Here is a 22,213-nt window from a genome sequence, read left to right as displayed (position 1 = left end):
GTTGCTGCTGCAGATGGCGCCGGTCGATGCATGCTGATGAGGGCGCGATGAGCTTTCTTCCCGATCTTGCGACGCTGCTTGCCTTCGTCGCCGCGGCGTTCGTCCTGACGATCACGCCCGGGCCGGACATGACGCTGTTTCTCGGCCGCACCCTGTCGGAAGGGCGGGCGGCCGGCTTTGCCGCCATGCTCGGGGCGGCGACGGGCATCCTCGTCCACACCAGCCTTGCCGCCTTCGGCATCTCGGCGCTGATCGCCGCCTCGCCGGAGGCGTTCCTGGCGCTGAAGATCGTCGGTGCCGGCTATCTCGTCTTCCTCGCCATCCAGGCGGTGCGCGGCAGTTCCACCTTCCGCCTCGACGGCACCGCGGCGCGGCGCCCGCACAGCCTGTTCTCCAACTGGCTGACCGGGATCGGGATCAATCTCCTCAATCCGAAGATCATCCTGTTCTTCGTGACCTTCCTGCCGCAATTCGTCTCGGCGCAGGACAGCGACGTCGCCGGGAAGCTGTTCTTCCTCGGCGTGTTCTTCATCGTCCTGGCGGTGCCGATGAGCGCGGCGATGATCTTGGCCGCCGACAGGTTCGCGGCGGCGCTGAAGCGCCGGCCGAAGATCATGCGCGGCATCGACTGGCTGTTCGCCAGCGTGTTCTCGGCCTTCGCGGTGAAGATTCTTCTGACCCAGGGGCGCTGAGCCCGGTCGCGCCTCAGGCGTAGGCGTAGGGGCCGCCGCGCTTCAGGCCGCGGCGATAGGCCGGGCGCTCGTGGATGCGCAGCAGGAAGTCGCGCAGCTTCGGCCGGTCCTCGTAGCCGAAACGCTGGGCCGCCGCCTCGACGGGAAAGCTCATCATGATGTCGGCGACGGTCATTTCCGGTCCGGCGAACCAGCCGGTGTCGCCGAGCGAGGCTTCCCAATGGTCGAGATGCAGCGCCATTTGCGGGCGCACCAGCATGTCGTCGACCTTCTTCATCGAGGTCTTCAGGATCGGCTTGGCGAAGAAGGGCGCGCGGGCCGGGATCATCTGCAGCACCAGCATCAGGAACAGCGGCGGCATCGCCGAGCCTTCGGCATAGTGCAGGAAGTGCCGGGCGTTCCAGTAATCCGCGCTGCCCTCAGGCGGCATCAGCCGGCCGTTGCCATGGCCGGCGAGGATGTATTCGACGATGGCGCCGGTCTCGGCGACGGTCCGCTCGCCATCGGTCAGCACCGGCGACTTGCCGAGGGGATGGACGGCCTTCAGCTCGGCCGGCGCGCGCATGTCTTTGGCGCGCTCGTAGCGCTTCACCTCGTAGGTGACCTCGAGTTCCTCGAGGAGCCACAGGACACGCTGGGAGCGTGAATTGTTCAGGTGATGGATCGTGATCATGGCGCCAATCTGCCGCAGTGCAGCGTCAGGGCAAGGTCTGCCGGTCCGCCATGTCCCGCAACGACGTGCGGGACGGCCTCTTCAGAGGCCGGCAGCCTTGCGCAGGGCGGCATTGATCCGGTCCTGCCAGCCCGGGCCCTCCTCCTGGAAATGCTCCAGCACGTCGCGGTCGATCCGCAGCGAGACCATTTCCTTTGCCGTGGGAACGCCGGTGGAGGTTTCCTTCAGCCGTTCGGTGGACGGCGCGGCGGGCTTGAAGACGGCTTCTGCGGCGGCGCGGGGATCGGTCGGGCGGCGGGCCATTCTGTCTATCCTTCGCTGGCGCCGTCGGCGCTCGGTTCGGTCTTGCGGCGGCGCCACCGGCCGGCGGTTCGTCCGGCGACGATCCAGTAGGCCAGGGCAAAGCACAGGGAGGCGACGACGATCGCCGTCTGGACGCTCATATGCGGGGCACTGCCGCCATAGGCGGTGACGATGATCGCGACACCGCCAATGATGCCGGCGGCGATGTGGAGAACGATCGACGACAGGGCGAAGAGCTCGGTGGCGACCATGAACAGGGCCCAGGGCACCAGCACGACCGAGCCGATCTGCGCCGCCTGGGCAAAGAAGGCAATGCCGGTATGGAACAGGAAGACGGGATCGGCGCCGGTGATGCCCCGCGGCGCGTCGAGAAACGGCCAGAGCATGGCGAAGGCGGCGGTCATGACGGCGGCGACGAAGCCGATCGGGATCACGAAGAGAAAACGCAGGACGGTGCTCATGCGGCGGCTCTTATCCTTCCCGAACGGCCGAGGCGAGCGCCCCGCAGGCTGAATATGGGGCGGGTCGCAGGACGGGCCACGGCGCGGAGACGCGATCAGTCCGCGGCGAGTTCGCTGGCGCGCAGGGATTCGAGCCGGTCGCGGGCGCTCTTCTTCATGCGCTCGGATTCCGACTTGAGCTGGCCGCAGGCGGCGAAGATGTCGCGGCCGCGGGGGGTGCGGATCGGCGAGGCATAGCCGGCCTGGTTCACATAGTCGGCGAAGCGCTCGATCTGGTCCCAGTCGGAGCACTCATAGGCCGAGCCCGGCCACGGGTTGAACGGGATCAGATTGATCTTGGCCGGGATGCCGCGAAGGATGCGCACCAGTTCCTTGGCGTCGGCCATGGAATCGTTGACGTCCTTGAGCATCACATATTCGAAGGTGATGCGGCGGGCATTCGACAGGCCCGGATAGGCGCGGCAGGCGTCGAGCAGGTCCTTCAGCGGGTACTTCTTGTTGATCGGCACCAGCTCGTCGCGCAATTCGTCGCGCACGGCATGCAGCGAGATCGCCAGGCTGACGCCCATCTCCTCGCCCGCCTTGACGATCGACGGCACGACGCCGGAGGTGGACAGGGTGATGCGCCGCTTGGACAGGGACAGGCCCTCGCCGTCGGAGGCGACAGCCATCGCCTGGCGGACATTGTCGTAATTGTAGAGCGGCTCGCCCATGCCCATCAGCACGACATTGGTTACCAGCCGGCCACCGTTGGGTACGATCGCGCCGGCGGGGGTCGCCGCGTCCGGCAGGTCGCCGAGCCGCTCGCGCGCCGCCAGGATCTGGCCGACGATCTCGTCGGGCAGGAGGTTGCGCACCAGGCGCTGGGTGCCGGTGTGGCAGAAGGTGCAGGTCAGTGTGCAGCCGACCTGGCTGGAGATGCACAATGTGCCGCGGCCTTCCTCGGGAATGTAGACGGTCTCGATCTCGACCGGCCGCCCGGCGCCTCGCGGCGGAAAGCGGAACAGCCATTTGCGGGTACCATCGACCGAGATCTGCTCGTCGACGACTTCCGGCCGGGCGATCGTATAGGCCTCGTCCAGCGCCTGACGCAGCGTGCCGGCGACATTCGCCATCTGCGAGAAATCGGCGACGCCGCGCACATAGAGCCAGTGCCAGAGCTGCGCGACGCGCATGCGGATCTGCTTGTCCGGCACGCCGACGGCGGACAGCGCCTCGCCGAGGGCGGCGCGGTCGAGGCCGACCAGCGACGGCTTCTCGTCACCGGCCATCGGCATGACCGGCGGCGCGGGACGCGGGCGATTGGCGGCGTGGGCGAGATCGAGCGAGACGGCCATAGCGTGTCCTTTCGCAGGCGACGTGCCGGCGAGACTGACTGAAATTCGGAAATTCACCCCGTCACATGACGGTTTCCGGTCGGTTTCGCAAGGTCAGGCCGTCTTTCCGCTGCCTGAAACGCCAAACGCCGGGCTTCCGGGCCCGGCGTTTTCAGCGATGGCAGACCCCGGCCGAAGCCGGTGGGACCTACTTGCAGTCGTTGATCGAGTTCAGCGCCGCCGTCACGCCCGAGAGCGAATAGGTGTAGCTGGTCTCGGTGCCGCGCTGGGAGGTCGCCTCGACGGTCATCACCCGGCCGGCGCGCAGATTGGCGACGAGCTGCGGCTCCTCGGCGGCGTTCTCCATCCAGGCGGACTCGCCCTTGACGAACATGGAGTAATCCTTGCCGTCCACGTCGACGATGACCTTGGAGCCTTCCTTCAGCGCATAGCCCATGACGACCTGCGGCTCGTAGGAGACGCCCTGACCCGGCTTCTGCGAGACGAGGAAGAAGATGTCGCCATGATCGACATTGGCAGGCGTCATCTTGGTCGGCGTCGACAGGACGTAGCAGATCTTCCCGTCGGAGCCCGAATAGGAATAGGTGCCCCAGGCGTTGAACTGGTTCATGCGCGTCGGGGTCTGGGCCGCCCCGGCGGCGCTCGAGAAGATCAGAATGGCCGCAGCGGCCGTCAGGACGTTCTTGAGGTTCATGGTTCCCCGCTCATTTCGCTGTGCGTGCGTGGTATGGCTGTGGCGACCGGCGCGACGCCGGACGAAAGATTACTGTCGCAGTCTAGCGGCCGGGCCTTTATCCTTGGTTAACGAAACCCCAAGGTGCGGCCGAAGATCGTCGATGTCCGGCCTGTGGGCCAAGAAGGACCCCGGCGTCGTCACCACGCGGGACAGCCCCCGGCATATCCGCCGACTTCACGGAATGTGAATGACGGAAAGAATCGGGCGACAGTTTGGCGCGCATGCCGCAATTCGCGGAAAAAGCATCGAAAATCGTTGCGAGACATGGGGTTGGCGCGATTTCGGCCGGCAGGCCGGCCGGCCACGGCGCCCGCGATCTCAGTCGTCCAGTTCGCCCAGGGCCGTGCGCGCCTTCGCATAATGTTCGGGCCGGATATTGTCGCGGACCGTGCGGAACGCGGCCCAGAGAACCGCGATGTCGTCGGTGAAGCCGAGACCGAGGATGAAGTCCGGGACGATGTCGAAGGGCAGCACGAAATAGGCGAGTGCGGCGAGGAGGACGCCGCGGCTGGCAGCCGGCGTCTGCGGGTCGAGGGCGCAATAATAGGAGGCCACCACGTCCTCCATGAAGGGGATGTGGCGCAGGCCCCGGCGGACCGTGTCGAAGAAGGAGCGGCGCACGTCCGATTCCTGCCGCGCCTGCTCGGCCTCGCTGCCCGGGCGCAGGATTTCGCCGATCTTGCCGTTCTCGATTGCCATCGCATCCTCCGTCTCGCGGACGGTAGATGGATCGCATCGGGCGGCGTCTCAAGCCCCGGCGGTTCGCCGGGCGTCCCGTTGCCTCAGCCGACGCGGTACTGCTGCATCTGGTCGGCGGCGATATCGTGATGCGCCGCCCCATCCGGCGCCAGCGGAAACGCCTCTTCCAGAAGGTAGGGGCCGCCACCGACCGAGTCCTTCGCCGAGAACAGGCCGAAGCGGGAGGCCCGGAAGGGCAAGGTCGAGAAATTGCCGCGGCCGGCGAGATAGCGGGCGACCTCCTCGACCTTGGGCTGGCGGAGCCGGGCGATGGTCACGTGCGGCACGAATTTGCGCGGGTCGGCGGGCAGGCCCACCCGGCGGCAGATCCGGTCGATCTCGGCCTGCAGCTCGGCCAGCTCTGCCGGCGCCTCGACCCCCGCATAGAGCGAATGCGGCTTCTTCGATCCGAAGGCGGCGACGCCCTTCAGCGACAGGGTGAAGCCCGAACAGTCGATCCGGTCGAGCTGGGCGACGATCTCGTCGGCCAGGCGCGATTCCACGTCGCCGATGAAACGCAGGGTCAGATGGTAGTTTTCGGCATCGATCCACCGGGCCGACGGCAAGCCACCGCGGAGGAAGGACAGCGACAGGGCGATGTCGTGGGGAATCTCGAGGGCGGTGAACAGTCGCGGCATCGGAAAGACCTCCGTGCGGTGTTGCCATCGCGAAAAGCGTCTCACCTCGCGAGCCATGTGGCAAGCACAGGGCAGCCCTGCAGGGACCTTCGCCGCGTTGTTCGTTTCGCAATGCACAATTATATTCGGATTGCGGCTCGGGAGATCGCCGCGGGAGGACGAAACAAGGCTGAAGAGCATGTCCAACGTCCCGTTCCCTGCACGCCCGTCAGCGCCCAGCGTTGCCGTCCCGACCGCCGCCCAGTCCGGTGCCGCCTCCGGACCGGTGCATGTCCGGCGCCTGCATCCGGGCGAGGAGCCGCTTCTCCTGGCCCACCTCAAGCGCCTCGACCCCGAGATCCGGCGCCTGCGCTTCGGCAATGCGGTCAATGATTTCTTTCTGGAACGCTACGTGTCGCTGGCGCTCGGCGAGGAGGCCCTGGTCAAGGGCCTGTTCATCGACGGAGAACTGCGCGGCGCCGCGGAACTGCGCTTCCTGACCGGGTCGCATGACGAGGCCGAGGGCGCGTTCTCCATCGAGAAGCCCTATCAGGGCCACGGCCATGGCGACCGCCTGTTTGGCCGGCTCGTCGCCAGCGCGCGCAATCGCGGCGTGCGGCGACTGTTCCTGACCTGCCTGCGCGAAAACCGCCGCATGCAGGCGATCGCCGCCAAGCACGGCGCCGACCTCAGTTTCGACGCCGGCGACGTCACCGCGGAGATCCTCCGGCCCTATGCCGACGTGCAGAGCCTGGCGCGGGAATGGACCGACGAGACCGAAGCCTTCGCCTTCGCCATGATCGAGTGGCGGCGCAAACGCCTGCGCAGCTTCGCCGCGCCGCTGCGCCGGCTGGCGGCGAGCTTCAACCCGTTTCCCGCTCCGCACTGATCGCATCGAGCGCCTTGGTCACCGCCGGCAGGATGCGCTCGACGATGACGGCGACGCCCTCGGGATTGGGATGCATGCCGTCGTCCTGGTTGAGCGCCGGCTCGGCGGCGACGCCATCGAGGAAGAACGGATAGAGGGCGACGTCGTATCTGTCGGCGAGACGCTGGTAGATGCCGTCGAACTCGGCCGCGTAGTCAGGGCCCATGTTGGGCGGCGCCATCATGCCGGCGAGAAGCGCGGTCTGGTCGCGGGCCTGGAGCTTGGCGAGGATCTGGTCGAGATTGCGTTCGGTGATCTCCGGCGAGATGCCGCGCAGCGCGTCGTTGGCGCCGAGTTCGACGATGACGAGATCGGCCTCCTGCGGCACCGACCATTCGAGCCGCGCCAGGCCGCCGCTGGTGGTGTCGCCGGAGACGCCCGCATTGGCGACGCTGACGTCGTGGCCGGCATCGCGCAGGGCGGCCTGCAACTGCTCGGGGAAGGATTCGCCCGGGCCGACGCCGTAACCGGCGCTCAGACTGTCGCCGAATGCGACGATCTGCAGCGTTTCGCCTGCGTCGGGGGGCGTCGCCGCCTGTTGCGCCAGTGCTGCGGCCGGCAGCATCAGCCATGACAAGATCGTCATGACCATCAGGATCGGTTGGAAGCGTTGCATCGCACACCCATATAGCGCAGGCCCCAGCCGGGGCGGTCGCCCCCGCATATAGGAGCTGGCAGGCTTGGCAGAACCAGCGATCCGGTTACGAAACGTTCATCTGACGCTCGGGTCCGGCCGAAGCGCGGTCCACGTCCTCAAGGGCGTCGATCTGTCCGTTGATCGCGGCGAGTCCGTCGGCATCGTCGGGCCGTCCGGCTCGGGCAAGTCGACACTGCTGATGGTGCTGGCCGGTCTGGAACGGGCCGACAGCGGCAAGGTGGAGATCGCCGGACGCTCGCTGGAGGGTCTCAGCGAAGACCGTCTCGCTGCCTTCCGCGGCCAGAATGTCGGCATCGTCTTCCAGTCCTTCCACCTGATCCCCAACATGACAGCGCTCGAGAATGTCGCGGTGCCGCTGGAGCTGGCCGGGCATCCAAAGGCCTTCGAGCGCGCCACCCACGAGCTCGGACAGGTCGGCCTCGCCGACCGCGTGTCGCATTATCCGGGCGAATTGTCGGGCGGCGAGCAGCAGCGCGTCGCCATGGCGCGGGCGCTGGCGCCGGAGCCGGCGATCCTCATCGCCGACGAGCCGACGGGCAATCTCGACCAGGAGACCGGCCGGCAGATCGCCGACCTGCTCTTTGCCGAACAGCAGCGCCGCCAGATGACGCTGGTGCTGGTCACCCACGATCCGGCGCTCGCCCATCGCTGCGGCCGCGAGATCGCCGTGCGGTCCGGCGTCATCTACGACGATCGCGATGCTCTCGAAGCCCTGACCGAGGCACAGCTGGCGAGCGCCGCCGGATGAGCGTCGCCGACACCACCGAAGCCGTCGCCGCCCCGGCGCGGCCCGACATCGTCGGCGGGCGCAGCCATTTCCGGCTGGCGCTGCGCTTTGCCCTGCGCGAGATGCGCGGCGGCCTGTCGGGCTTCTACATCTTCCTCGCCTGCATCACGCTGGGCGTAGCGGCCATCGGCGCGGTCAATTCCGTCGCGACCATGATGACCAGCGGCATCGCCCAGGAAGGGCGGGCTATCCTCGGCGGCGATCTGCGCTTCGCCCTGGTCCAGCGCGAAGCCAACGCCGAGGAAATGGCCTATTTCAACGAGCTCGGCGACGTTGCCGAAGCCGCGTCGCTGCGCTCCATGGTGCGGCTTCCGGACGGCACCGACCAGTCGCTGGCCGAGGTGAAGGCCATCGACGGCGCCTATCCGCTCTTCGGCACGCTGGAGACCACGCCGGCGGCGCCGCTCGGCGACCTCCTGGCCGAACGCGACGGCCGTTTCGGCGCCCTGGCGGCCTCCGAACTCTACGACCGGCTCGGGCTGGAGCCCGGCCAGACCATCCGTCTCGGCGATTCCGACATCGAGCTGCGCGGCGTGATCGACCGCGAGCCGGACGTGCTGTCGGACGGCTTCAATTTCGCGCCGCGCCTGATGATCGCCCGTGCGGCGCTCGACGCGACCGGCCTGATCCAGCCAGGCAGCCTCGTCGAATACGACTACAAGGTCCGCCTGACCGGCAACAACCGCGATGCCGAGGCCCTGTCGAAGGCCGCCAACGAACGGTTTCCGCAGTCTGGCTTCCAGATCCGCACGGCCGCCGAGGCGGCGCCGTCGCTCCAGCGCAATATCGAGCGGTTCTCGCAGTTCCTCACCCTGGTCGGGCTGACCGCGCTGATCGTCGGCGGCGTCGGCGTCGCCAATGCGGTGAATGCCTATCTGGATTCCAAGCGGGCGGTGATCGCCACCTTCAAGAGCCTGGGCGCCGGCGGCAGCTTCGTCGTCATGGTCTATCTGATCCAGATCATGCTGCTTGCGACGGTCGGCATCGCGCTCGGTCTCGTCCTGGCGGCGATCGCGCCCTTCGTGACGGCGCGGTTCCTGGAAAGCGTGATCCCGGTCGCCGCCAGCGCGTCGATCTATCCGGTCGCGCTGCTGACCGCAGCGGTCTTCGGCGCTCTGACGGCGCTGGCCTTCGCGCTCTTGCCGCTCGGGCGCACCCGCGACATCGCGGCGACCGCCCTGTTCCGCGAGGCGGGCGCCACCGGCGGCTATCGCATGCGCTGGGCCTATCTCGGCTCGGCACTGGGCCTGGCGCTGGTGATCGCGCTCCTGGCGCTCGCCATGGCCGGCGACCGGCGCGTCGCGCTGATCTTCCTGGGCGGCACGGCGGCGGCCTTCGTCATCCTGCGGGCCGTCGCCATCGGTATCGAATGGCTGGCGTCCCGCGCGCCGCGGGTGCGCTCGACGCCGCTGCGGCTGGCGATCGGCAACATTCACCGCCCCGGCGCGCTGACCGGCTCGGTCGTCCTGTCCCTCGGCCTCGGCCTGACCCTGCTCGTGACCCTGGCGACCATCGACTACGATCTGCGCCGCGAGATCGGCACGGGGCTCGCCTCGCGCGCGCCGAACTTCTTCTTCGTCGACATCCAGAGCAGCGAGATCGACGGCTTCCGCCAGACCGTCGGCGAGCTCGCGCCGGGCGCTGAACTGAACGCCGTGCCGATGCTGAGGGGCCGGATCACCGCCCTCGACGGGCAGGACGTCGCCACCATGGAGCCGCCGGAAGAAGGCGGCTGGGTGCTGCGCGGCGACCGGGGCCTGACCTATTCGCCCACCGTGCCGGAAAACTCCTCGCTCACCGAGGGCGAATGGTGGCCCGAGGATTACGATGGCGAGCCGCTGGTCTCCTTCGCCGCGGAGGAGGGGCGCGAGCTCGGCCTGTCGATCGGCGACACGCTGACCGTGAACGTGCTCGGCCGCGACATCACCGCACGCATCGCCAGCTTCCGGGCGGTCGAGTGGGAGACGCTGGCCATCAACTTCATCATGGTCTACTCGCCCAACACCTTTGCCGGGGCGCCGCATGCCTGGCTTGCCACCCTGTCGGTGCCGCAGGACGCGGCCGTGACCGAAGAGGCGATCCTCAACCGCGTCACCAATGCCTATCCGGCCGTGACCAGCGTCCGGGTCAAGGATGCGCTCGACGCCATCAACGGCCTGATCGCCCAGCTCGCCCTGGCGATCCGCGTCGCCGCGGCGGTGGCGCTGGTCGCCTCGGTGCTGGTGCTGGCCGGAGCGCTGGCCGCCGGCAACCGCGGCCGGGTCCATGATGCGGTGGTGCTGAAGACGCTGGGTGCAACGCGCATGGTGTTGATTCGCGCCTTCACCACGGAATATCTGCTTCTGGGGCTGGCCACTGGCATCTTCGCCATCGGCGCGGGCGCGGCGGCGGCGTGGTTCGTGGTCGACCAGATCATGCAGCTGCCCTTCGTCTTCGACTGGACAGTGGCGCTGACGACGCTCGGCGTCTCGCTGGTGCTGACGGTGGGGATCGGTCTCGCCGGCACCTGGCGCGTTCTCGGGCAGAAGGCCGCGCCGGTCCTGCGCAATCTCTGACGGGCGCTCGCGGAGTTGAGCCGCCCGTCAGCCCCTGACGAAGCTGGTTCAGGCCGCGGATAACGCAGAATTAATCCTGAATCCGCGCGATTTCGTCACCGCGCGGCAGGGTACTCTTGTGTGCCGCGCGGCCCATCCGCATATTATCCTCAGGATCGCTGGGCGTCCCGCCAGCGGCGCCTCCATGTGCCGGCCATTTCGTGCCGGATATGGACACCGGACGGGACACGCAGAAAGGAATTCTTCCATGGCGGAATATCGGAACGCCGGCGCTCGCACTGTGCCAGCCGCCGGTACCAGAGCGGACATCGACCAGGGCCTCCGCTCCTACATGCTCAAGGTCTACAACCTGATGGCAGGCGGTGTGGCGCTGACCGGCGTCGCGGCCTACGCCCTGTACATGCTGTCCTTCGTGACGAACGACGCCGGTGATGTCGTCGGCCTCACGCAGCTCGGCAACACGCTCTTCAACACGCCGCTCAAATGGGTGGTGATGCTGGCCCCGCTCGGCATGGTCTTCTTCCTGTCGTTCCGGGTCCACAAGATGAGCGTCGCAGCCGCCCAGACGACCTTCTGGATCTATTCGGCGATGGTCGGCGTCTCGCTGGCCTCGATCTTCGCGGTCTATACCGGCGAATCCATCACCCAGGTGTTCTTCATCACCGCAGCCTCCTTCGGCGCGCTGTCGCTCTGGGGCTACACCACCAAGCGGGACATCTCGGGCTGGGGCTCATTCCTGTTCATGGGCGTGATCGGCATCGTGATCGCGATGGTCGTGAACATCTTCCTCGCCTCGCCGGCGCTGCAGTTCGCCATCTCGGTAATCGGCGTGCTCGTCTTCGCGGGTCTGACCGCCTACGACACGCAGCAGATCAAGGAAATGTACTATGAGGGTGACGGCTCGACCGTCATGGGCCGCAAGGCCGTGATGGGCGCCCTGCGCCTCTATCTCGACTTCCTGAACATGTTCCTGTTCCTGCTGCAGCTGTTCGGCAACCGCGAATAGTCTGCCCGACCAGGGATGTGAGTTGACGAGGGCGGCCTGCGGGCCGCCCTTTTTCGTGAGCGCGGCATTCCGGCGCGACCGTCGTGTTTGGTGCGCAAGCCGGTGAATTTCCGCGGCCGGCCCTGCCGGGCGGCATTGATCCGCTGCGCGCGGCGGTGCATCAGAAGCAGGAGAAAACAAGGGAAGAGCCGCCGCGTCCATGAGTGCCCACACGATCCGTCTCGCCGTCCTCGCGGACGTGCCCGCCCTGACCGCGATCTACGAGGATGCGGTCCTCCATGGCACGGCATCCTTCGAGCTGGTGCCGCCGGACCAAGCCGAGATGGAAGCGCGCTTCACCGCGATCACCGGGCAGGGCTTTCCCTATATCGTCGCCGAGGACGCGGACGGGACGGTGCTCGGCTACGCTTATGCCAACGCCTTCCGCACCCGCCCGGCCTATCGCTTCGCGGTGGAGGATTCGGTCTATCTGGCGCCCGAAGCGAAAGGCCGGCGGATCGGCACCGATCTCCTGACGCGGCTGGTGGAACTGTCGGCGGAGCGCGGCTTTCGCCAGATGATCGCCGTCATCGGCGGCTCCGACCACACGCCCTCGATCCGCCTGCACGAGCGGGCGGGCTTCCGGATGATCGGCGTGTTCGAGAATTCCGGCTTCAAGTTCGGCCGCTGGATCGACACGGTGCTGATGCAGCTGCCGCTCGGCGACGGCGGCGACAGCCTGCCCGACGAGACGCGCCACCCAAGCTGAGCTTGGCGGATCAGCCGATCTCGGTGCGCTTCAGATTCTTGTCAAAGACGCCCAGCACGGTCGCCAGATCGTGGCCGCGCTTGAGGATCAGACCACCGGCGGCGACCACCTGATAGGCGCCCTGCTTGCGGGCGAGCTTGGGGTTCTTCTCGACCCGGTACATCGGCATTTCGCTGGTCCGCCGGAAGACCGAGAAGACCGCCCGGTCCTTCAGCATGTCGATGGCGTAGTCGCGCCATTCGCCGGCGGCGACCATGCGGCCGTAAATGCGTAGGATCTGGGAGAGTTCGTGCCGGTCGAAGGACACGATCGGCATGTCCGACGGGCGGGAGCCGGGAAACGGCAGGAGATTGGACGCGCTGTCGCCGTTCGATCCGGAAAAATCCAAGTCAGCCCCTCGTGCGATCATGCGCCGCTCGGCGGGGCGCGCTCTGGCTCGTGACCATATGGTGACACGGAAATGGGGTCGCGCCAAAGCGATTCAACCGATCGCCGCGAGACCCTTTCGGCCGGTCGATGCGGGCATTGCCGCTCAGCGCTGGTGGAACTCGACCTGTGCCGCCGCCAGGATCGGGCCGGGCTTGCCCTCGTCGGTCACCGACTGCAGCAGCGCCGCCCAGCCCCGGCTCTCGCCTTCGGGGCGCGTCAGCATCTCCAGCGGCAAATCGACCTGCAAAGGTTCGCCGGACCACATGCCGAGGATGCGCCAGTCCTGTACCGCATGGCTGTTGACGATGGTGGTGCCGCGGTTCTCGCCGCGGTCGATCGCCGTCCGGGTCTCGTCGTCATAGGTCACGAGCATCAGCACCGGCTGACGGCCGCCGGCCTTGGCGCCGGCGACGTCGGCGGTGATATGCAGCCGGTCGTCGTCGACGCGCATGGTGACGCTCGCGCCCTTGCCGGCCGCCTTCAGCGGATGATCGTCCATCAAGGCGCGGACCTTGCCCTCATGCGAGCCGATGGCGTCGGCAACGCCGTTCACGACGACCTGCGGTGTGTAGATGGTGGTGGTGCCGAAGGCCGCGGCATAGGCGCGCTGGCGCTCGGTGTTCTCGCTGGAGCCATGGGTGTCGCGCCAGCCGATATAGTCCCAGTAATCGACGTGATAGGCGAGGGCGAGGATGCCGGGTTCGACGGCGAGCCGGCTGAGAATCCGGTCGGCGGGCGGGCAGGACGAGCAGCCCTGGCTGGTGAAGAGCTCGACGACCTGTTGGACGGGCCGGATCTCGATCTGCCCGGCGCCGGCGGCCTGTGCGACCGGCAGCGACGCGGCGAGGAGCGCGCACAGACCCGCGAACATCGGCCTCATGGCGAGACGCTGCGCACGAGCGGCAGGTCCATGCTCGGCGTGACGGCGCAGGGCCGCAGGGATCTGTCGTGGGCTGTGTTCATGATGCGAACCTAGAGGTCGGGACGAACACCCGCTAGTCACTTGCCGGTGACGGAGAGTGCCGGGTCGCCGACATGGCAAAGCCGCCGGTTGTGGAACCGGCGGCTTCGATTGTCAGGCGGGCCGCAGGGACCTGCCGGGATCGCCCATCAGGCGGCGAGGCGGCGCAGGACGTACTGCAGGATGCCGCCGTTGCGGTAATATTCCAGCTCGTCCAGCGTATCGATGCGGGCCTGGATCTTCACCGTCTGCACCGAACCGTCGGACGCCTCGATCCGGGCTTCCAGGATCTGGCGCGGCTTCAGTTCGGTCAGGCCGTCGATGGTCACCTTCTCGTCGCCCTTGATGCCGAGCGACTGCCAGGAGGTGCCTTCCTCCGCGAAGACGAAGGGCACAACGCCCATGCCGACGAGGTTGGAGCGGTGGATGCGCTCGAAGCTCTCGGCGATGACCGCACGCACGCCGAGGAGCACGGTGCCCTTGGCCGCCCAGTCACGCGACGAACCGGTGCCGTATTCCTTGCCGGCGAAGATGACGAGCGGCACGCCCTCGTCCTTGTACTTCATCGCCGCGTCGTAGATCGGCATCTGCGCGCCGGACGGCTGGTGGCAGGTCACCCCGCCTTCGACGCCCGGCACCATCTCGTTCTTGATGCGGATGTTGGCGAAGGTGCCGCGCATCATGACTTCGTGGTTGCCGCGGCGCGCGCCGTAGGAGTTGAAGTCCACCGGGCGGACCTGATGGCTGACGAGGTAGTCGCCGGCCGGGCCGTCCTTCTTGATCGAACCGGCAGGGGAGATGTGGTCGGTCGTGATGGAATCCTTGAACAGGCCGAGGATGCGCGCACCCTTGACGTCCTGCACGGCCTCCGGCTCCTGCTTCATGCCCTCGAAATAGGGCGGGTTCTGCACGTAGGTGGAGCGGTCGTCCCAGTCGTAGGTCAGGCCGCCGGACACCTCGATCTTCTGCCAGTGCTCGTCGCCCTTGAAGACGTCGGCATAGCGGTTCTCGAACATGTCGCGGGTGACCGTCTTGCGGACGATCTCGGCGATTTCCTGCGTCGTCGGCCAGATGTCCTTCAGATAGACGTCGTTGCCGTCCTGATCCTGGCCGAGCGGCTCCTTGGTGATGTCGACGAACATCGAGCCGGCCAGCGCATAGGCGACGACCAGCGGCGGCGAGGCGAGATAGTTCGCCCGCACGTCCGGATTGACCCGGCCCTCGAAGTTGCGGTTGCCCGACAGCACCGAGCAGGCGACGAGGTCGTTCTGGGTGATCGCCTCGGAGATCGGCTCCGGCAGCGGCCCGGAATTGCCGATGCAGGTCGTGCAGCCATAGCCGACGAGGTTGAAGCCCAGCGCGTCCAGATCCTTCTGCAGATCGGCCTTGTCGAGATATTCGGTGACCACCTGCGAGCCGGGGGCCAGCGAGGTCTTCACCCAGGGCTTCACCTTGAGGCCCTTCTCATGCGCCTTGCGGGCGACGAGACCGGCGGCAACCAGCACGTTCGGGTTGGAGGTGTTGGTGCAGGAGGTGATCGCGGCGATCACCACGTCGCCGTCGGCCAGGCCGTGCTCGGCGCCCTCGACCGGATGGCGCACGTCGCCGGGGGTCGTGTTCGGCGGCACCGCGCCTTCGTCCATGTAGCGCGAATCGGCGTTCGACTGCGGGGTCTCGCTCTTCTTGCGACCGCCCTTGATCTCGGCCAGGGCGTCGACGAACTTGGTCGCCGCCTCGGTCAGCGCGACGCGGTCCTGCGGACGCTTCGGGCCGGCCAGCGACGGGACGACCGTCGACAGGTCGAGTTCCAGCGTGTCGGTGAAGACCGGGTCCGGCGTGCCGTCCTCGCGGTACATGCCCTGCGCCTTGGCGTAGGCCTCGACCAGCGCGATGCGGTCCTTGTCGCGACCGGTCGCCTCCAGATAGGCGATCGTGTCCTTGTCGATCGGGAAGAAGCCGCAGGTGGCGCCGTATTCGGGGGCCATGTTGGCGATGGTCGCCTGGTCCTCGAGGGTCAGGTTCGACAGGCCGGGGCCGAAGAACTCGACGAACTTGCCGACGACACCGCGGCGACGCAGCATCTCGGTGACGGTCAGGACGAGGTCGGTGGCGGTGGTGCCTTCCGGCAGCTTGCCGTCCATGCGGAAGCCGATGACTTCCGGGATCAGCATGGAGATCGGCTGGCCGAGCATGGCCGCTTCCGCCTCGATGCCGCCGACGCCCCAGCCCAGAACCGACAGGCCGTTGACCATGGTGGTGTGGGAATCGGTGCCGACCAGCGTGTCGGGATAGGCGACGGTCTCGCCGTTCTCGTGACGGGTCCAGACGGTCTGGGCGAGATATTCGAGATTGACCTGGTGGCAGATGCCGGTGCCGGGAGGCACGACGCGGAAGTTCTCGAAGGCCTCGGAGCCCCAGCGCAGGAAGGTGTAGCGCTCGCCGTTGCGGCCGTATTCGGCGTCGACGTTCTTGGTGAAGGAATCCTTCTGGCCGAAAAAGTCGACCATCACCGAATGGTCGATGACCAGATCGACCGGAACCAGCGGGTTCACCTTCTTGGGGTCTGCGCCGAGATTCCGGGTCGCGTCGCGCATGGCGGCGAGGTCGACCACGGCGGGAACGCCGGTGAAGTCCTGCATCAGCACGCGGGCCGGGCGGTAGGCGATCTCGTGGCCGGCCGAACCCTTGTCCTCGATCCAGCGGGCGAGGGCGCGGATGTCGTCCGCCTTGACCGTGCGGTCGTCCTCGTTGCGCAGCAGGTTCTCGAGCAGGACCTTCAGCGAGAAGGGCAGGCGGGCTACGCCCTGAAGGCCGTTCTTCTCGGCTTCCTTCAGGTCGTAATAGACATAGTCCTTGCCGCCCACGGAGAGCGTCCTGCGGCTATTGAAACTGTCGGGTGCGTGGGACAATTGGCTTCGTTCCTTCTCGACCAGTATAAGTCCGAAGGGCGAACGGCCTTGAGCGCTGCGGAAAAGCGCTCGAAGATGCGGGTGCGACCATTTCCGCTTGTCCGCCCCGGTGCCCGCCGGTGCCGGACGGGGACCCTGAGATCGGCGCTGAATTGTTGCCACGCCGGTCGCTGGTGTGGTTGCGGTCGTTATAGGCAAGTTTGTAACGGCTATAAAGGGCCAGATGGCCTTGGGGCGGAAAATCCATTGCAGTGCAGAAAAAGGCGGACATGACAAGGACTTGGCCGTGCCGGACCGGCGCCCACCAGCCGCCGCGCGTCGCGCCCTGCCTTTGCAGGCCGGTGCAATGTCACGCAATTTCCGCCGCGGGCCGGGCGTGAGCGGGCCGATCGCGACCGCCGTGGGGCTGGTCGTCGGGCGTGGCGGAGCGGCCGCAGCCGGGCCGCTGGATTTCCGCATTGCGGCAGGCGAGGCGCTGGTCGTCACGGGGGCGAACGGCGCCGGCAAGTCGACGCTCCTGCGCACGCTGGCCGGCCTGCTGCCGCCGGTCGCCGGTCGTATCGACGTGACGGGCGCGACGGCACCGGACGGCGAGGCGGCCCGCACACTGGCGGAGATCGCCCACTATGTCGGCCACCGCAACGCGATGAAGCCGAATATCAGCGTCGGCGAGAACCTCGCCTTCTGGCGGCGCTATCTCGGCGGCGGCAGGGATTGCGGCCGGTCGATCGCCGACTGCCTCGACGCGCTGGGGCTGCCCGATTTGTCGCATCTGCCGCAGGGCTATCTGTCGGCCGGCCAGCAGCGGCGGGCGAGCCTCGCCCGGTTGCTGCTCGTGCCGCGGCCGGTCTGGATCCTCGACGAGCCGACCTCGGCGCTGGATGCCGGCTCGCAGCTGAAATTCGCCGAGATCGTCGAGGCGCATGTGGCGGCGGGCGGGCTGGTGATCGCCGCCACCCACCAGCCGCTCGGGCTGTCCCGCACGCTGACGCTGGACCTGGCGCCGTCCGCCCATGCCGCGCGCGACGTCGACCACGCGGCGCCTTCCATCGATGCGGCGGAGCTTGCCGCCGCGGAGGGCTGGCTGTGATCGCACTCTTCCGCCGCGACCTGCGGCTGGCCCTGTCGGGCGGCGGCGGCGCCATGACCGCGGTGATCTTCTTCCTCGCCGTCGTCGCGACGATCCCCTTCGGCGTCGGCCCCGACCTCAATCTCCTGTCGCGGATCGGACCGGCCATCCTGTGGATCGGCGCGCTCCTGTCGGCGCTGCTCACCCTCGACCGGCTGTTCCAGGCCGACCGCGAGGACGGCACGCTGGACCTGCTCCTGACCGGCCCGACGCCGATGGCGCTGGTGGTGCTGGCGAAATGCGCCGCCCTCTGGGTCGCCTCGGGCCTCCCGCTGGTGCTCGCCGCGCCGGTGCTCGGCCTGTTCCTGGCGCTGGAGCCGCCGGCGATCGGCGCTGTCATGCTGACGCTGCTGGTCGGTACGCCGGCGATCATCTGCATCGGCGCCGTCGGTGCCTCGGTCGCCGTGGCGCTGCCGCGCGGCGGGCTCCTGGTTTCGGTGCTGGTCCTGCCGCTGGCGATCCCGGTGCTGATCTTCGGCGTCTCGGCGACCTACGGGGCGGTCAACGAGCCGGACCCCTTCCTGCCGCCCTTCCTGATCCTGAGCGCGCTGACGCTGCTCTTCGGCGCCCTTGGCCCGATCGCCGCCGGCGCGGCGCTGCGGGCGGGGGCCGATTGAGACCGCGCCTTCGGCAGGCGGGTCGCCGGCGCAATCCTGACGAAATCGTATGTTTGCCGGCTGGCTGGAGACCTTCTAGACTGGACCCATGACCGACATGTCCGCCGCCAAGCCGTCGCGCTTCACGATCCTGGCCAATCCGACCCGCTTCCTGGAGCTGTCGGGCAGGCTGCAGCCATGGCTCTATGCCCTGGCGCTCATCGCGCTGGCGGTCGGCCTGACCCTCGGCTTTCGCGCTCCGCCGGACTACCAGCAGGGCGCGACGGTGCAGATCATGTTCATCCACGTGCCCTTCGCCTGGCTGTCGATGATGATCTGGACGGTGATGAGCGTGTCGGCGCTCGGCACGCTGGTCTGGCGGCATCCGCTGGCCGACGTCGCGGTCAAGGCCGCGGCGCCCATCGGCGCGGTGTTCACGGCGCTGGCGCTGATCACCGGCTCGATCTGGGGCCGCCCGATGTGGGGCACCTGGTGGGTCTGGGATGCCCGGCTGACCTCGGTGTTCATCCTGTTCCTGATGTATCTCGGGCTGATCGCGCTGACCCGGGCGCTGGACGAGCCGGGCCGCAGCGCGAAGGCTGCGGCGATCCTCGTGCTCGTCGGCTTCGTCAACATCCCGATCATCAAGTTCTCCGTCGACTGGTGGAACACGCTGCACCAGAGCGCCAGCGTCATCAGGGTCGACGGGCCGGCCATGCCGCCGGTCTTCCTGATCCCGCTGCTGGTCTCGGCGGCCGGCTTCACGCTTCTGTTCTTCGCCCTGCATCTGACGGCGATGCGCACGGAAGTGCTGCGCCGGCGCGTGGCGGCGCTGTCGCGGCTGGCGGCCCGCCGCGCAGAGGCCTGAGGATACCATCATGCAGAACGACTATATCGGCTTCATCGGCTCGGCCTACGCCATCTCCGTGCTGGCGCTGGTCGGGATCGCGGCCTGGGTGTTTCTCGATGCCCGCGCCCAGAAGCGGGCGCTGAAGGACCTCGAGGCGCGCGGCATTCGTCGCCGCTCGGCCGCGGCCGCGCCCGTCAGCGGCGCGGAGGCCACGCGATGACGGACGATCCGACGACGCTGCCGACGGCGCCGGCGGCCGAGACCGTGACGAAGGCCCCCAGACCCCGCCGCAACTGGCTGGTGGCGCTGCCGCTGGTGCTGTTCGGCGGTCTTGCGGCGATCTTTCTCTACCAGCTCGTCTCCGGCCACGATCCGCAGCAGATCCCCTCGGTGCTGATCGGCAAGACGGCGCCGCAGACCGTGCTGCCGGCGCTGGACGGCGTTTCCGGTCCCGACGGCGGGCCGATGCCGGCGCTCGACCTCACCGGCTTCGGCGATGGCCGGCCGGTGCTGGTCAATGTCTTCGCGTCCTGGTGCGGGCCGTGCCGGGACGAGCATCCGCTGCTGATGGATCTGGCCCAGGACGATCGCTTCAAGCTGGTCGCCATCAACTACAAGGACAAGCCGGAGAACGCCCGCAAGTTCTTGGAGTCGCTGGGCAATCCCTATGCCGCGATCGGCGTGGACCAGAAGGGCTCGGCGACGATCGACTGGGGCGTCTATGGCGTGCCGGAGAGCTTCCTCGTCGCGCCGGATGGCGAGATCGTCTTCAAGCAGACGGGACCGTTCACGCCCGAGGCGGTGAAGACCGGCCTCCTGCCGGCGGTGGAGCGCGTCCTCGCCGGACCTTCGAAGGGCACTGCGCCGACGAGCTGACCGGGTCGGCGCCGGACGTTCGGTCGCGGCGTGCCGATCCGCGTGCATATTCCCGGGCAGCCGCGCCGAACCATATGGGGCGCATGACCGAGACATCCTTTTCCCTGCGTACGCCCGAGGGCGACGACGTCGCCCGCAAGATCTGCGACACTTGCGGCTTCGTCGCCTATGAGAACCCGAAGATCGTGGTCGGCTCGGTGGTCCGCCATGACGGCCGGATCCTGCTGTGCCGTCGCGCGATCGCACCGCGACAGGGCTTCTGGACCATTCCGGCCGGCTATCTGGAGCTGAACGAGACACCCGAGGACGGGGCGCGGCGCGAGGCGCGCGAAGAGGCGACGGCTCAGCTGGCCATCGAGCGGCTACTGGCGGTCTATTCGGTGCCGCGGATCAGCCAGGTGCAGCTGATCTACCGGGCAAGCCTTGCCGAACCGACGATTGCGCCGGGCATCGAAAGCCAGGCGGTGGACCTCTTCGCCTGGGACGACATTCCCTGGGACGAGCTGGCGTTTCCCTCGGTCCACTGGGCGCTGAACCATGACCGCGCGGCGCAGGAGGGCGCGCTGCCGGTGCCCTTCACCAATCCCGACAAGGCGACCGGCAACACGATGCCCGATGGGCGGGCGCTGCCGGTCGGCGAGTTCTGATCGAGCCGGAGTTCAGCCGAGGACGGCCACCTTCGGGCCCCTCAGTCCTGCACTTCGCCGGCGGTGCGGCGGATTTCGGCGGTCAGTTCGGCCGGCAGGTTGAGCCGTGCGCCGAGAAGGTCGAGATAGGCCCGCTCGGCGGGATGGTCGGGATCGATCGCCAGCACCGAGGCGGTGTAGATCTCCATCGCCAGTTCCGGCGTGGTCGCGCTTGCGGCCAGCGCATCGATGCTCATCGGCTGGCGCATCTCGTCCATAACGAAGCCCTTTTCCTCGGCGTCGAGATCGATCTCGTCGATCCGCCCGAAGATCGCCTGCTGCTCCTCGGCGTCGATATAGCCGTCGGCCTTGGCCGCGGCGATCATCGCCGACAGCATCAGCCGCGCATGGGCCTCCTCGTCGCCGGCCGGCAGGAAGCCGGTGCCTTCGGGGGCGGGGATCTCGGCCGGCGCGCGGGCTTCGTCGGGCAGGCGCGGCGTCGGCTGGGCGTTGGGCAGCGCAGTGCCCTGGCTGGCCTGGTAGTTCTGATAGGCCTTGTAGGCGAGGCCCGCGACGACGGCCGCGCCGCCGAGTTTCAGCGCCGTGCCGCCGAGCTTGCGCACGCCCTTGCCGCGGAACAGGCTGGAGGCGAGGCCGCCGAGCAGCGCACCGCCGATGGCCGAGCCGGCGCCGCCCTGGAGCATGCCGCCGAGCCCCGAGCCGGACCCGCCGCGCCCCTGCAGCATGCCGCCGAGCTGGTCGACGATCGAGCCGCCCTGGCCCTGGCCGGATCGCTGGTCGCCGGGATGGCGGCCGCCCTGGTTTCCGGCGCCGAGGAATTCTCCGAGAAGCTTCTGCATGTCCATGTCGGTCGGCCTCTTGGTTGTGAAGATGTCGGTACGGGACGGCCTAGCGGCCGGTGTCTTCCGCGCCGGCCAGTCGTTCGGTCGAATGCTGCTTGATGAGCGGGATCTGGGTCAGCATGAAGACGATCGTGATCGGCATCGTCGCCCAGACCTTGAAGGCGACCCAGAAATCCGTCGAGAAATTGCGCCAGACGACTTCGTTGACGACCGCCAGGAAGATGAAGAACAGGCCCCAGCGCAGGGTCATCTTGCGCCAGCCCTCGGCGTCCAGCTTGAAGGCCTGGTCGAAGACGTAGCCGAGCAGCGACTTGCCGAAGAGCAGCCCGCCGAGCAGCACCGCGGCGAACAGGCCGTTGACGATGGTCGGCTTCATCTTGATGAAGGTCTCGTCCTGCAGCCACAGGGTCAGCGAGCCGAACACCAGCACCACCGCGCCGGTGACCAGCGGCATGATCGGCAGCGATCTGGTGATCGCCCAAGAGACCGCCAGCGAGATCGCCATGGCCGCCATGAACAGGCCGGTGGCGATGAACAGCGGCCCGCCGAACTCCTTCAGGATCGGAAATGTCGCCGCGAGCTGCTCGCCGCGCGAATTGGCGAAGAAGAAGACCATCAGCGGGCCCAGCTCCAGCGCGAATTTCAGGAGCGGGTTCATCTCCTTGCGCGCCGGGCTGTTCGGCTCTTCCTCGAGAATGTGGTGCGACATGCGGACTCCCTATTCCCGGTCCATAT

General features: G+C 67.9%; 25 protein-coding genes. 12 read left to right on the top strand and 13 right to left on the bottom strand.

From position 1 onward, the window contains the following. The first annotated feature begins 47 nt into the window (after positions 1–47). Complete coding sequence (locus tag J3367_RS14020) at positions 48–692, top strand: LysE family translocator (RefSeq protein WP_024351896.1); 645 nt, start codon at positions 48–50, stop codon at positions 690–692. A 13-nt stretch (positions 693–705) separates the two neighbouring features. Here J3367_RS14020 and J3367_RS14015 read toward each other — a convergent pair whose 3' ends face one another. The 7 genes from J3367_RS14015 to thpR form a co-directional block, all read right to left on the bottom strand. After that, positions 706–1,365: a glutathione S-transferase family protein gene (locus J3367_RS14015; protein ID WP_024351895.1), complete on the bottom strand. Its 660-nt coding sequence runs from the start codon at positions 1,363–1,365 to the stop codon at positions 706–708. 81 nt (positions 1,366–1,446) lie between these two features. Then, positions 1,447–1,668, bottom strand: a complete 222-nt coding sequence (locus J3367_RS14010; RefSeq protein ID WP_024351894.1) for a BrnA antitoxin family protein — start codon at positions 1,666–1,668, stop codon at positions 1,447–1,449. Between the two features lie 5 nt (positions 1,669–1,673). Then, positions 1,674–2,129, bottom strand: a complete 456-nt coding sequence (locus J3367_RS14005; protein WP_024351893.1) for a hypothetical protein — start codon at positions 2,127–2,129, stop codon at positions 1,674–1,676. A gap of 95 nt (positions 2,130–2,224) precedes the next feature. Further along, positions 2,225–3,466 carry a 23S rRNA (adenine(2503)-C(2))-methyltransferase RlmN gene (gene rlmN / locus J3367_RS14000; protein WP_024351892.1) on the bottom strand — a complete coding sequence of 414 codons (1,242 nt, stop codon included), beginning with the start codon at positions 3,464–3,466 and terminating at the stop codon, positions 2,225–2,227. Between the two features lie 187 nt (positions 3,467–3,653). Further along, positions 3,654–4,160, bottom strand: a complete 507-nt coding sequence (locus J3367_RS13995) for an invasion associated locus B family protein (protein WP_024351891.1) — start codon at positions 4,158–4,160, stop codon at positions 3,654–3,656. Between the two features lie 360 nt (positions 4,161–4,520). After that, a complete protein-coding gene (locus J3367_RS13990; RefSeq protein WP_029703649.1) occupies positions 4,521–4,901 on the bottom strand; it encodes a YkvA family protein in 381 nt (126 codons plus the stop codon). A gap of 83 nt (positions 4,902–4,984) precedes the next feature. Continuing rightward, the gene (gene thpR / locus J3367_RS13985; protein ID WP_024351889.1) at positions 4,985–5,578 is read right to left on the bottom strand and encodes an RNA 2',3'-cyclic phosphodiesterase; all 594 of its coding nucleotides are present in this window, start codon (positions 5,576–5,578) and stop codon (positions 4,985–4,987) included. Between the two features lie 178 nt (positions 5,579–5,756). On the opposite strand from thpR, the gene J3367_RS13980 reads away from it, so the two are divergent. After that, a complete protein-coding gene (locus tag J3367_RS13980) occupies positions 5,757–6,446 on the top strand; it encodes a GNAT family N-acetyltransferase (protein WP_024351888.1) in 690 nt (229 codons plus the stop codon). Here the strand turns inward: J3367_RS13980 and J3367_RS13975 are convergent. Further along, positions 6,421–7,101, bottom strand: a complete 681-nt coding sequence (locus tag J3367_RS13975) for an arylesterase (RefSeq protein ID WP_244495479.1) — start codon at positions 7,099–7,101, stop codon at positions 6,421–6,423. The genes J3367_RS13980 and J3367_RS13975 overlap by 26 nt on opposite strands. A gap of 64 nt (positions 7,102–7,165) precedes the next feature. Between J3367_RS13975 and J3367_RS13970 the strand changes: the two genes are divergently transcribed. The 4 genes from J3367_RS13970 to J3367_RS13955 all read left to right on the top strand — a co-directional run bounded on the left by J3367_RS13970 (position 7,166) and on the right by J3367_RS13955 (position 12,239). Next, the gene (locus tag J3367_RS13970; RefSeq protein WP_024351886.1) at positions 7,166–7,891 is read left to right on the top strand and encodes an ABC transporter ATP-binding protein; all 726 of its coding nucleotides are present in this window, start codon (positions 7,166–7,168) and stop codon (positions 7,889–7,891) included. Further along, positions 7,888–10,485 carry an ABC transporter permease gene (locus tag J3367_RS13965; protein WP_024351885.1) on the top strand — a complete coding sequence of 866 codons (2,598 nt, stop codon included), beginning with the start codon at positions 7,888–7,890 and terminating at the stop codon, positions 10,483–10,485. Before J3367_RS13970 ends, J3367_RS13965 begins: the two co-directional genes overlap by 4 nt. 247 nt (positions 10,486–10,732) lie before the next feature. After that, positions 10,733–11,491, top strand: a complete 759-nt coding sequence (locus J3367_RS13960) for a Bax inhibitor-1/YccA family protein (protein ID WP_024351884.1) — start codon at positions 10,733–10,735, stop codon at positions 11,489–11,491. Positions 11,492–11,690: 199 nt separating this feature from the next. Continuing rightward, positions 11,691–12,239, top strand: a complete 549-nt coding sequence (locus tag J3367_RS13955; protein WP_024351883.1) for a GNAT family N-acetyltransferase — start codon at positions 11,691–11,693, stop codon at positions 12,237–12,239. Positions 12,240–12,249: 10 nt separating this feature from the next. On the opposite strand, the gene J3367_RS13950 is transcribed toward J3367_RS13955, so the two are convergent. From J3367_RS13950 to acnA, 3 genes are all read right to left on the bottom strand, one after another. Further along, positions 12,250–12,714 (bottom strand): DUF2794 domain-containing protein, encoded by a 465-nt coding sequence (locus J3367_RS13950; protein WP_029703640.1) that lies wholly within the window; start codon positions 12,712–12,714, stop codon positions 12,250–12,252. A gap of 57 nt (positions 12,715–12,771) precedes the next feature. Continuing rightward, positions 12,772–13,539, bottom strand: coding sequence for a DUF1223 domain-containing protein (locus tag J3367_RS13945; RefSeq protein WP_051141653.1), 768 nt, complete (start codon positions 13,537–13,539; stop codon positions 12,772–12,774). Positions 13,540–13,778: 239 nt separating this feature from the next. Next, positions 13,779–16,538, bottom strand: a complete 2,760-nt coding sequence (acnA, locus tag J3367_RS13940) for an aconitate hydratase AcnA (protein WP_024351880.1) — start codon at positions 16,536–16,538, stop codon at positions 13,779–13,781. 346 nt (positions 16,539–16,884) lie between these two features. Between acnA and ccmA the strand changes: the two genes are divergently transcribed. The 6 genes from ccmA (at position 16,885) to J3367_RS13910 (ending at position 20,636) form a co-directional block, all read left to right on the top strand. Continuing rightward, entirely contained in the window at positions 16,885–17,628 is a 744-nt protein-coding gene (gene ccmA / locus J3367_RS13935) for a heme ABC exporter ATP-binding protein CcmA (protein WP_244495478.1), read from the top strand. Then, positions 17,625–18,284 carry a heme exporter protein CcmB gene (ccmB, locus tag J3367_RS13930; RefSeq protein ID WP_024351878.1) on the top strand — a complete coding sequence of 220 codons (660 nt, stop codon included), beginning with the start codon at positions 17,625–17,627 and terminating at the stop codon, positions 18,282–18,284. The genes ccmA and ccmB overlap by 4 nt, the downstream gene beginning before the upstream one ends. 88 nt (positions 18,285–18,372) lie before the next feature. Beyond that, the gene (locus tag J3367_RS13925; protein WP_024351877.1) at positions 18,373–19,131 is read left to right on the top strand and encodes a heme ABC transporter permease; all 759 of its coding nucleotides are present in this window, start codon (positions 18,373–18,375) and stop codon (positions 19,129–19,131) included. A gap of 10 nt (positions 19,132–19,141) precedes the next feature. Further along, a complete protein-coding gene (gene ccmD / locus J3367_RS13920; protein ID WP_024351876.1) occupies positions 19,142–19,333 on the top strand; it encodes a heme exporter protein CcmD in 192 nt (63 codons plus the stop codon). Then, positions 19,330–19,989 carry a DsbE family thiol:disulfide interchange protein gene (locus J3367_RS13915; RefSeq protein WP_024351875.1) on the top strand — a complete coding sequence of 220 codons (660 nt, stop codon included), beginning with the start codon at positions 19,330–19,332 and terminating at the stop codon, positions 19,987–19,989. Before ccmD ends, J3367_RS13915 begins: the two co-directional genes overlap by 4 nt. A gap of 83 nt (positions 19,990–20,072) precedes the next feature. Further along, positions 20,073–20,636: an NUDIX hydrolase gene (locus J3367_RS13910; RefSeq protein WP_024351874.1), complete on the top strand. Its 564-nt coding sequence runs from the start codon at positions 20,073–20,075 to the stop codon at positions 20,634–20,636. Between the two features lie 41 nt (positions 20,637–20,677). On the opposite strand, the gene J3367_RS13905 is transcribed toward J3367_RS13910, so the two are convergent. Next, positions 20,678–21,481 carry a tellurite resistance TerB family protein gene (locus J3367_RS13905; RefSeq protein ID WP_024351873.1) on the bottom strand — a complete coding sequence of 268 codons (804 nt, stop codon included), beginning with the start codon at positions 21,479–21,481 and terminating at the stop codon, positions 20,678–20,680. A 43-nt stretch (positions 21,482–21,524) separates the two neighbouring features. Then, complete coding sequence (locus tag J3367_RS13900; RefSeq protein ID WP_024351872.1) at positions 21,525–22,187, bottom strand: septation protein A; 663 nt, start codon at positions 22,185–22,187, stop codon at positions 21,525–21,527. Between the last annotated feature and the right edge of the window lie 26 nt (positions 22,188–22,213).

The sequence above is a fragment of the Aurantimonas sp. NFXS3 genome (assembly GCF_049132005.1).
GTDB lineage: Bacteria > Pseudomonadota > Alphaproteobacteria > Rhizobiales > Rhizobiaceae > Aurantimonas > Aurantimonas coralicida.
This window is presented reverse-complemented; position numbering and strand designations above follow the sequence as displayed.

Bases quoted from the DNA above. Each gene is read 5' to 3' on its own strand.
- J3367_RS14020 (WP_024351896.1), top strand. From the start codon at position 48: ATGAGCTTTCTTCCCGATCTTGCGACGCTGCTTGCCTTCGTCGCCGCG.
- J3367_RS14015 (WP_024351895.1), bottom strand. From the start codon at position 1,365: ATGATCACGATCCATCACCTGAACAATTCACGCTCCCAGCGTGTCCTG.
- J3367_RS14010 (WP_024351894.1), bottom strand. From the start codon at position 1,668: ATGGCCCGCCGCCCGACCGATCCCCGCGCCGCCGCAGAAGCCGTCTTC.
- J3367_RS14005 (WP_024351893.1), bottom strand. From the start codon at position 2,129: ATGAGCACCGTCCTGCGTTTTCTCTTCGTGATCCCGATCGGCTTCGTC.
- rlmN (WP_024351892.1), bottom strand. From the start codon at position 3,466: ATGGCCGTCTCGCTCGATCTCGCCCACGCCGCCAATCGCCCGCGTCCC.
- J3367_RS13995 (WP_024351891.1), bottom strand. From the start codon at position 4,160: ATGAACCTCAAGAACGTCCTGACGGCCGCTGCGGCCATTCTGATCTTC.
- J3367_RS13990 (WP_029703649.1), bottom strand. From the start codon at position 4,901: ATGGCAATCGAGAACGGCAAGATCGGCGAAATCCTGCGCCCGGGCAGC.
- thpR (WP_024351889.1), bottom strand. From the start codon at position 5,578: ATGCCGCGACTGTTCACCGCCCTCGAGATTCCCCACGACATCGCCCTG.
- J3367_RS13980 (WP_024351888.1), top strand. From the start codon at position 5,757: ATGTCCAACGTCCCGTTCCCTGCACGCCCGTCAGCGCCCAGCGTTGCC.
- J3367_RS13975 (WP_244495479.1), bottom strand. From the start codon at position 7,101: ATGCAACGCTTCCAACCGATCCTGATGGTCATGACGATCTTGTCATGG.
- J3367_RS13965 (WP_024351885.1), top strand. From the start codon at position 7,888: ATGAGCGTCGCCGACACCACCGAAGCCGTCGCCGCCCCGGCGCGGCCC.
- J3367_RS13960 (WP_024351884.1), top strand. From the start codon at position 10,733: ATGGCGGAATATCGGAACGCCGGCGCTCGCACTGTGCCAGCCGCCGGT.
- J3367_RS13955 (WP_024351883.1), top strand. From the start codon at position 11,691: ATGAGTGCCCACACGATCCGTCTCGCCGTCCTCGCGGACGTGCCCGCC.
- J3367_RS13945 (WP_051141653.1), bottom strand. From the start codon at position 13,539: ATGTTCGCGGGTCTGTGCGCGCTCCTCGCCGCGTCGCTGCCGGTCGCA.
- ccmA (WP_244495478.1), top strand. From the start codon at position 16,885: ATGTCACGCAATTTCCGCCGCGGGCCGGGCGTGAGCGGGCCGATCGCG.
- J3367_RS13925 (WP_024351877.1), top strand. From the start codon at position 18,373: ATGACCGACATGTCCGCCGCCAAGCCGTCGCGCTTCACGATCCTGGCC.
- ccmD (WP_024351876.1), top strand. From the start codon at position 19,142: ATGCAGAACGACTATATCGGCTTCATCGGCTCGGCCTACGCCATCTCC.
- J3367_RS13915 (WP_024351875.1), top strand. From the start codon at position 19,330: ATGACGGACGATCCGACGACGCTGCCGACGGCGCCGGCGGCCGAGACC.
- J3367_RS13910 (WP_024351874.1), top strand. From the start codon at position 20,073: ATGACCGAGACATCCTTTTCCCTGCGTACGCCCGAGGGCGACGACGTC.
- J3367_RS13905 (WP_024351873.1), bottom strand. From the start codon at position 21,481: ATGGACATGCAGAAGCTTCTCGGAGAATTCCTCGGCGCCGGAAACCAG.
- J3367_RS13900 (WP_024351872.1), bottom strand. From the start codon at position 22,187: ATGTCGCACCACATTCTCGAGGAAGAGCCGAACAGCCCGGCGCGCAAG.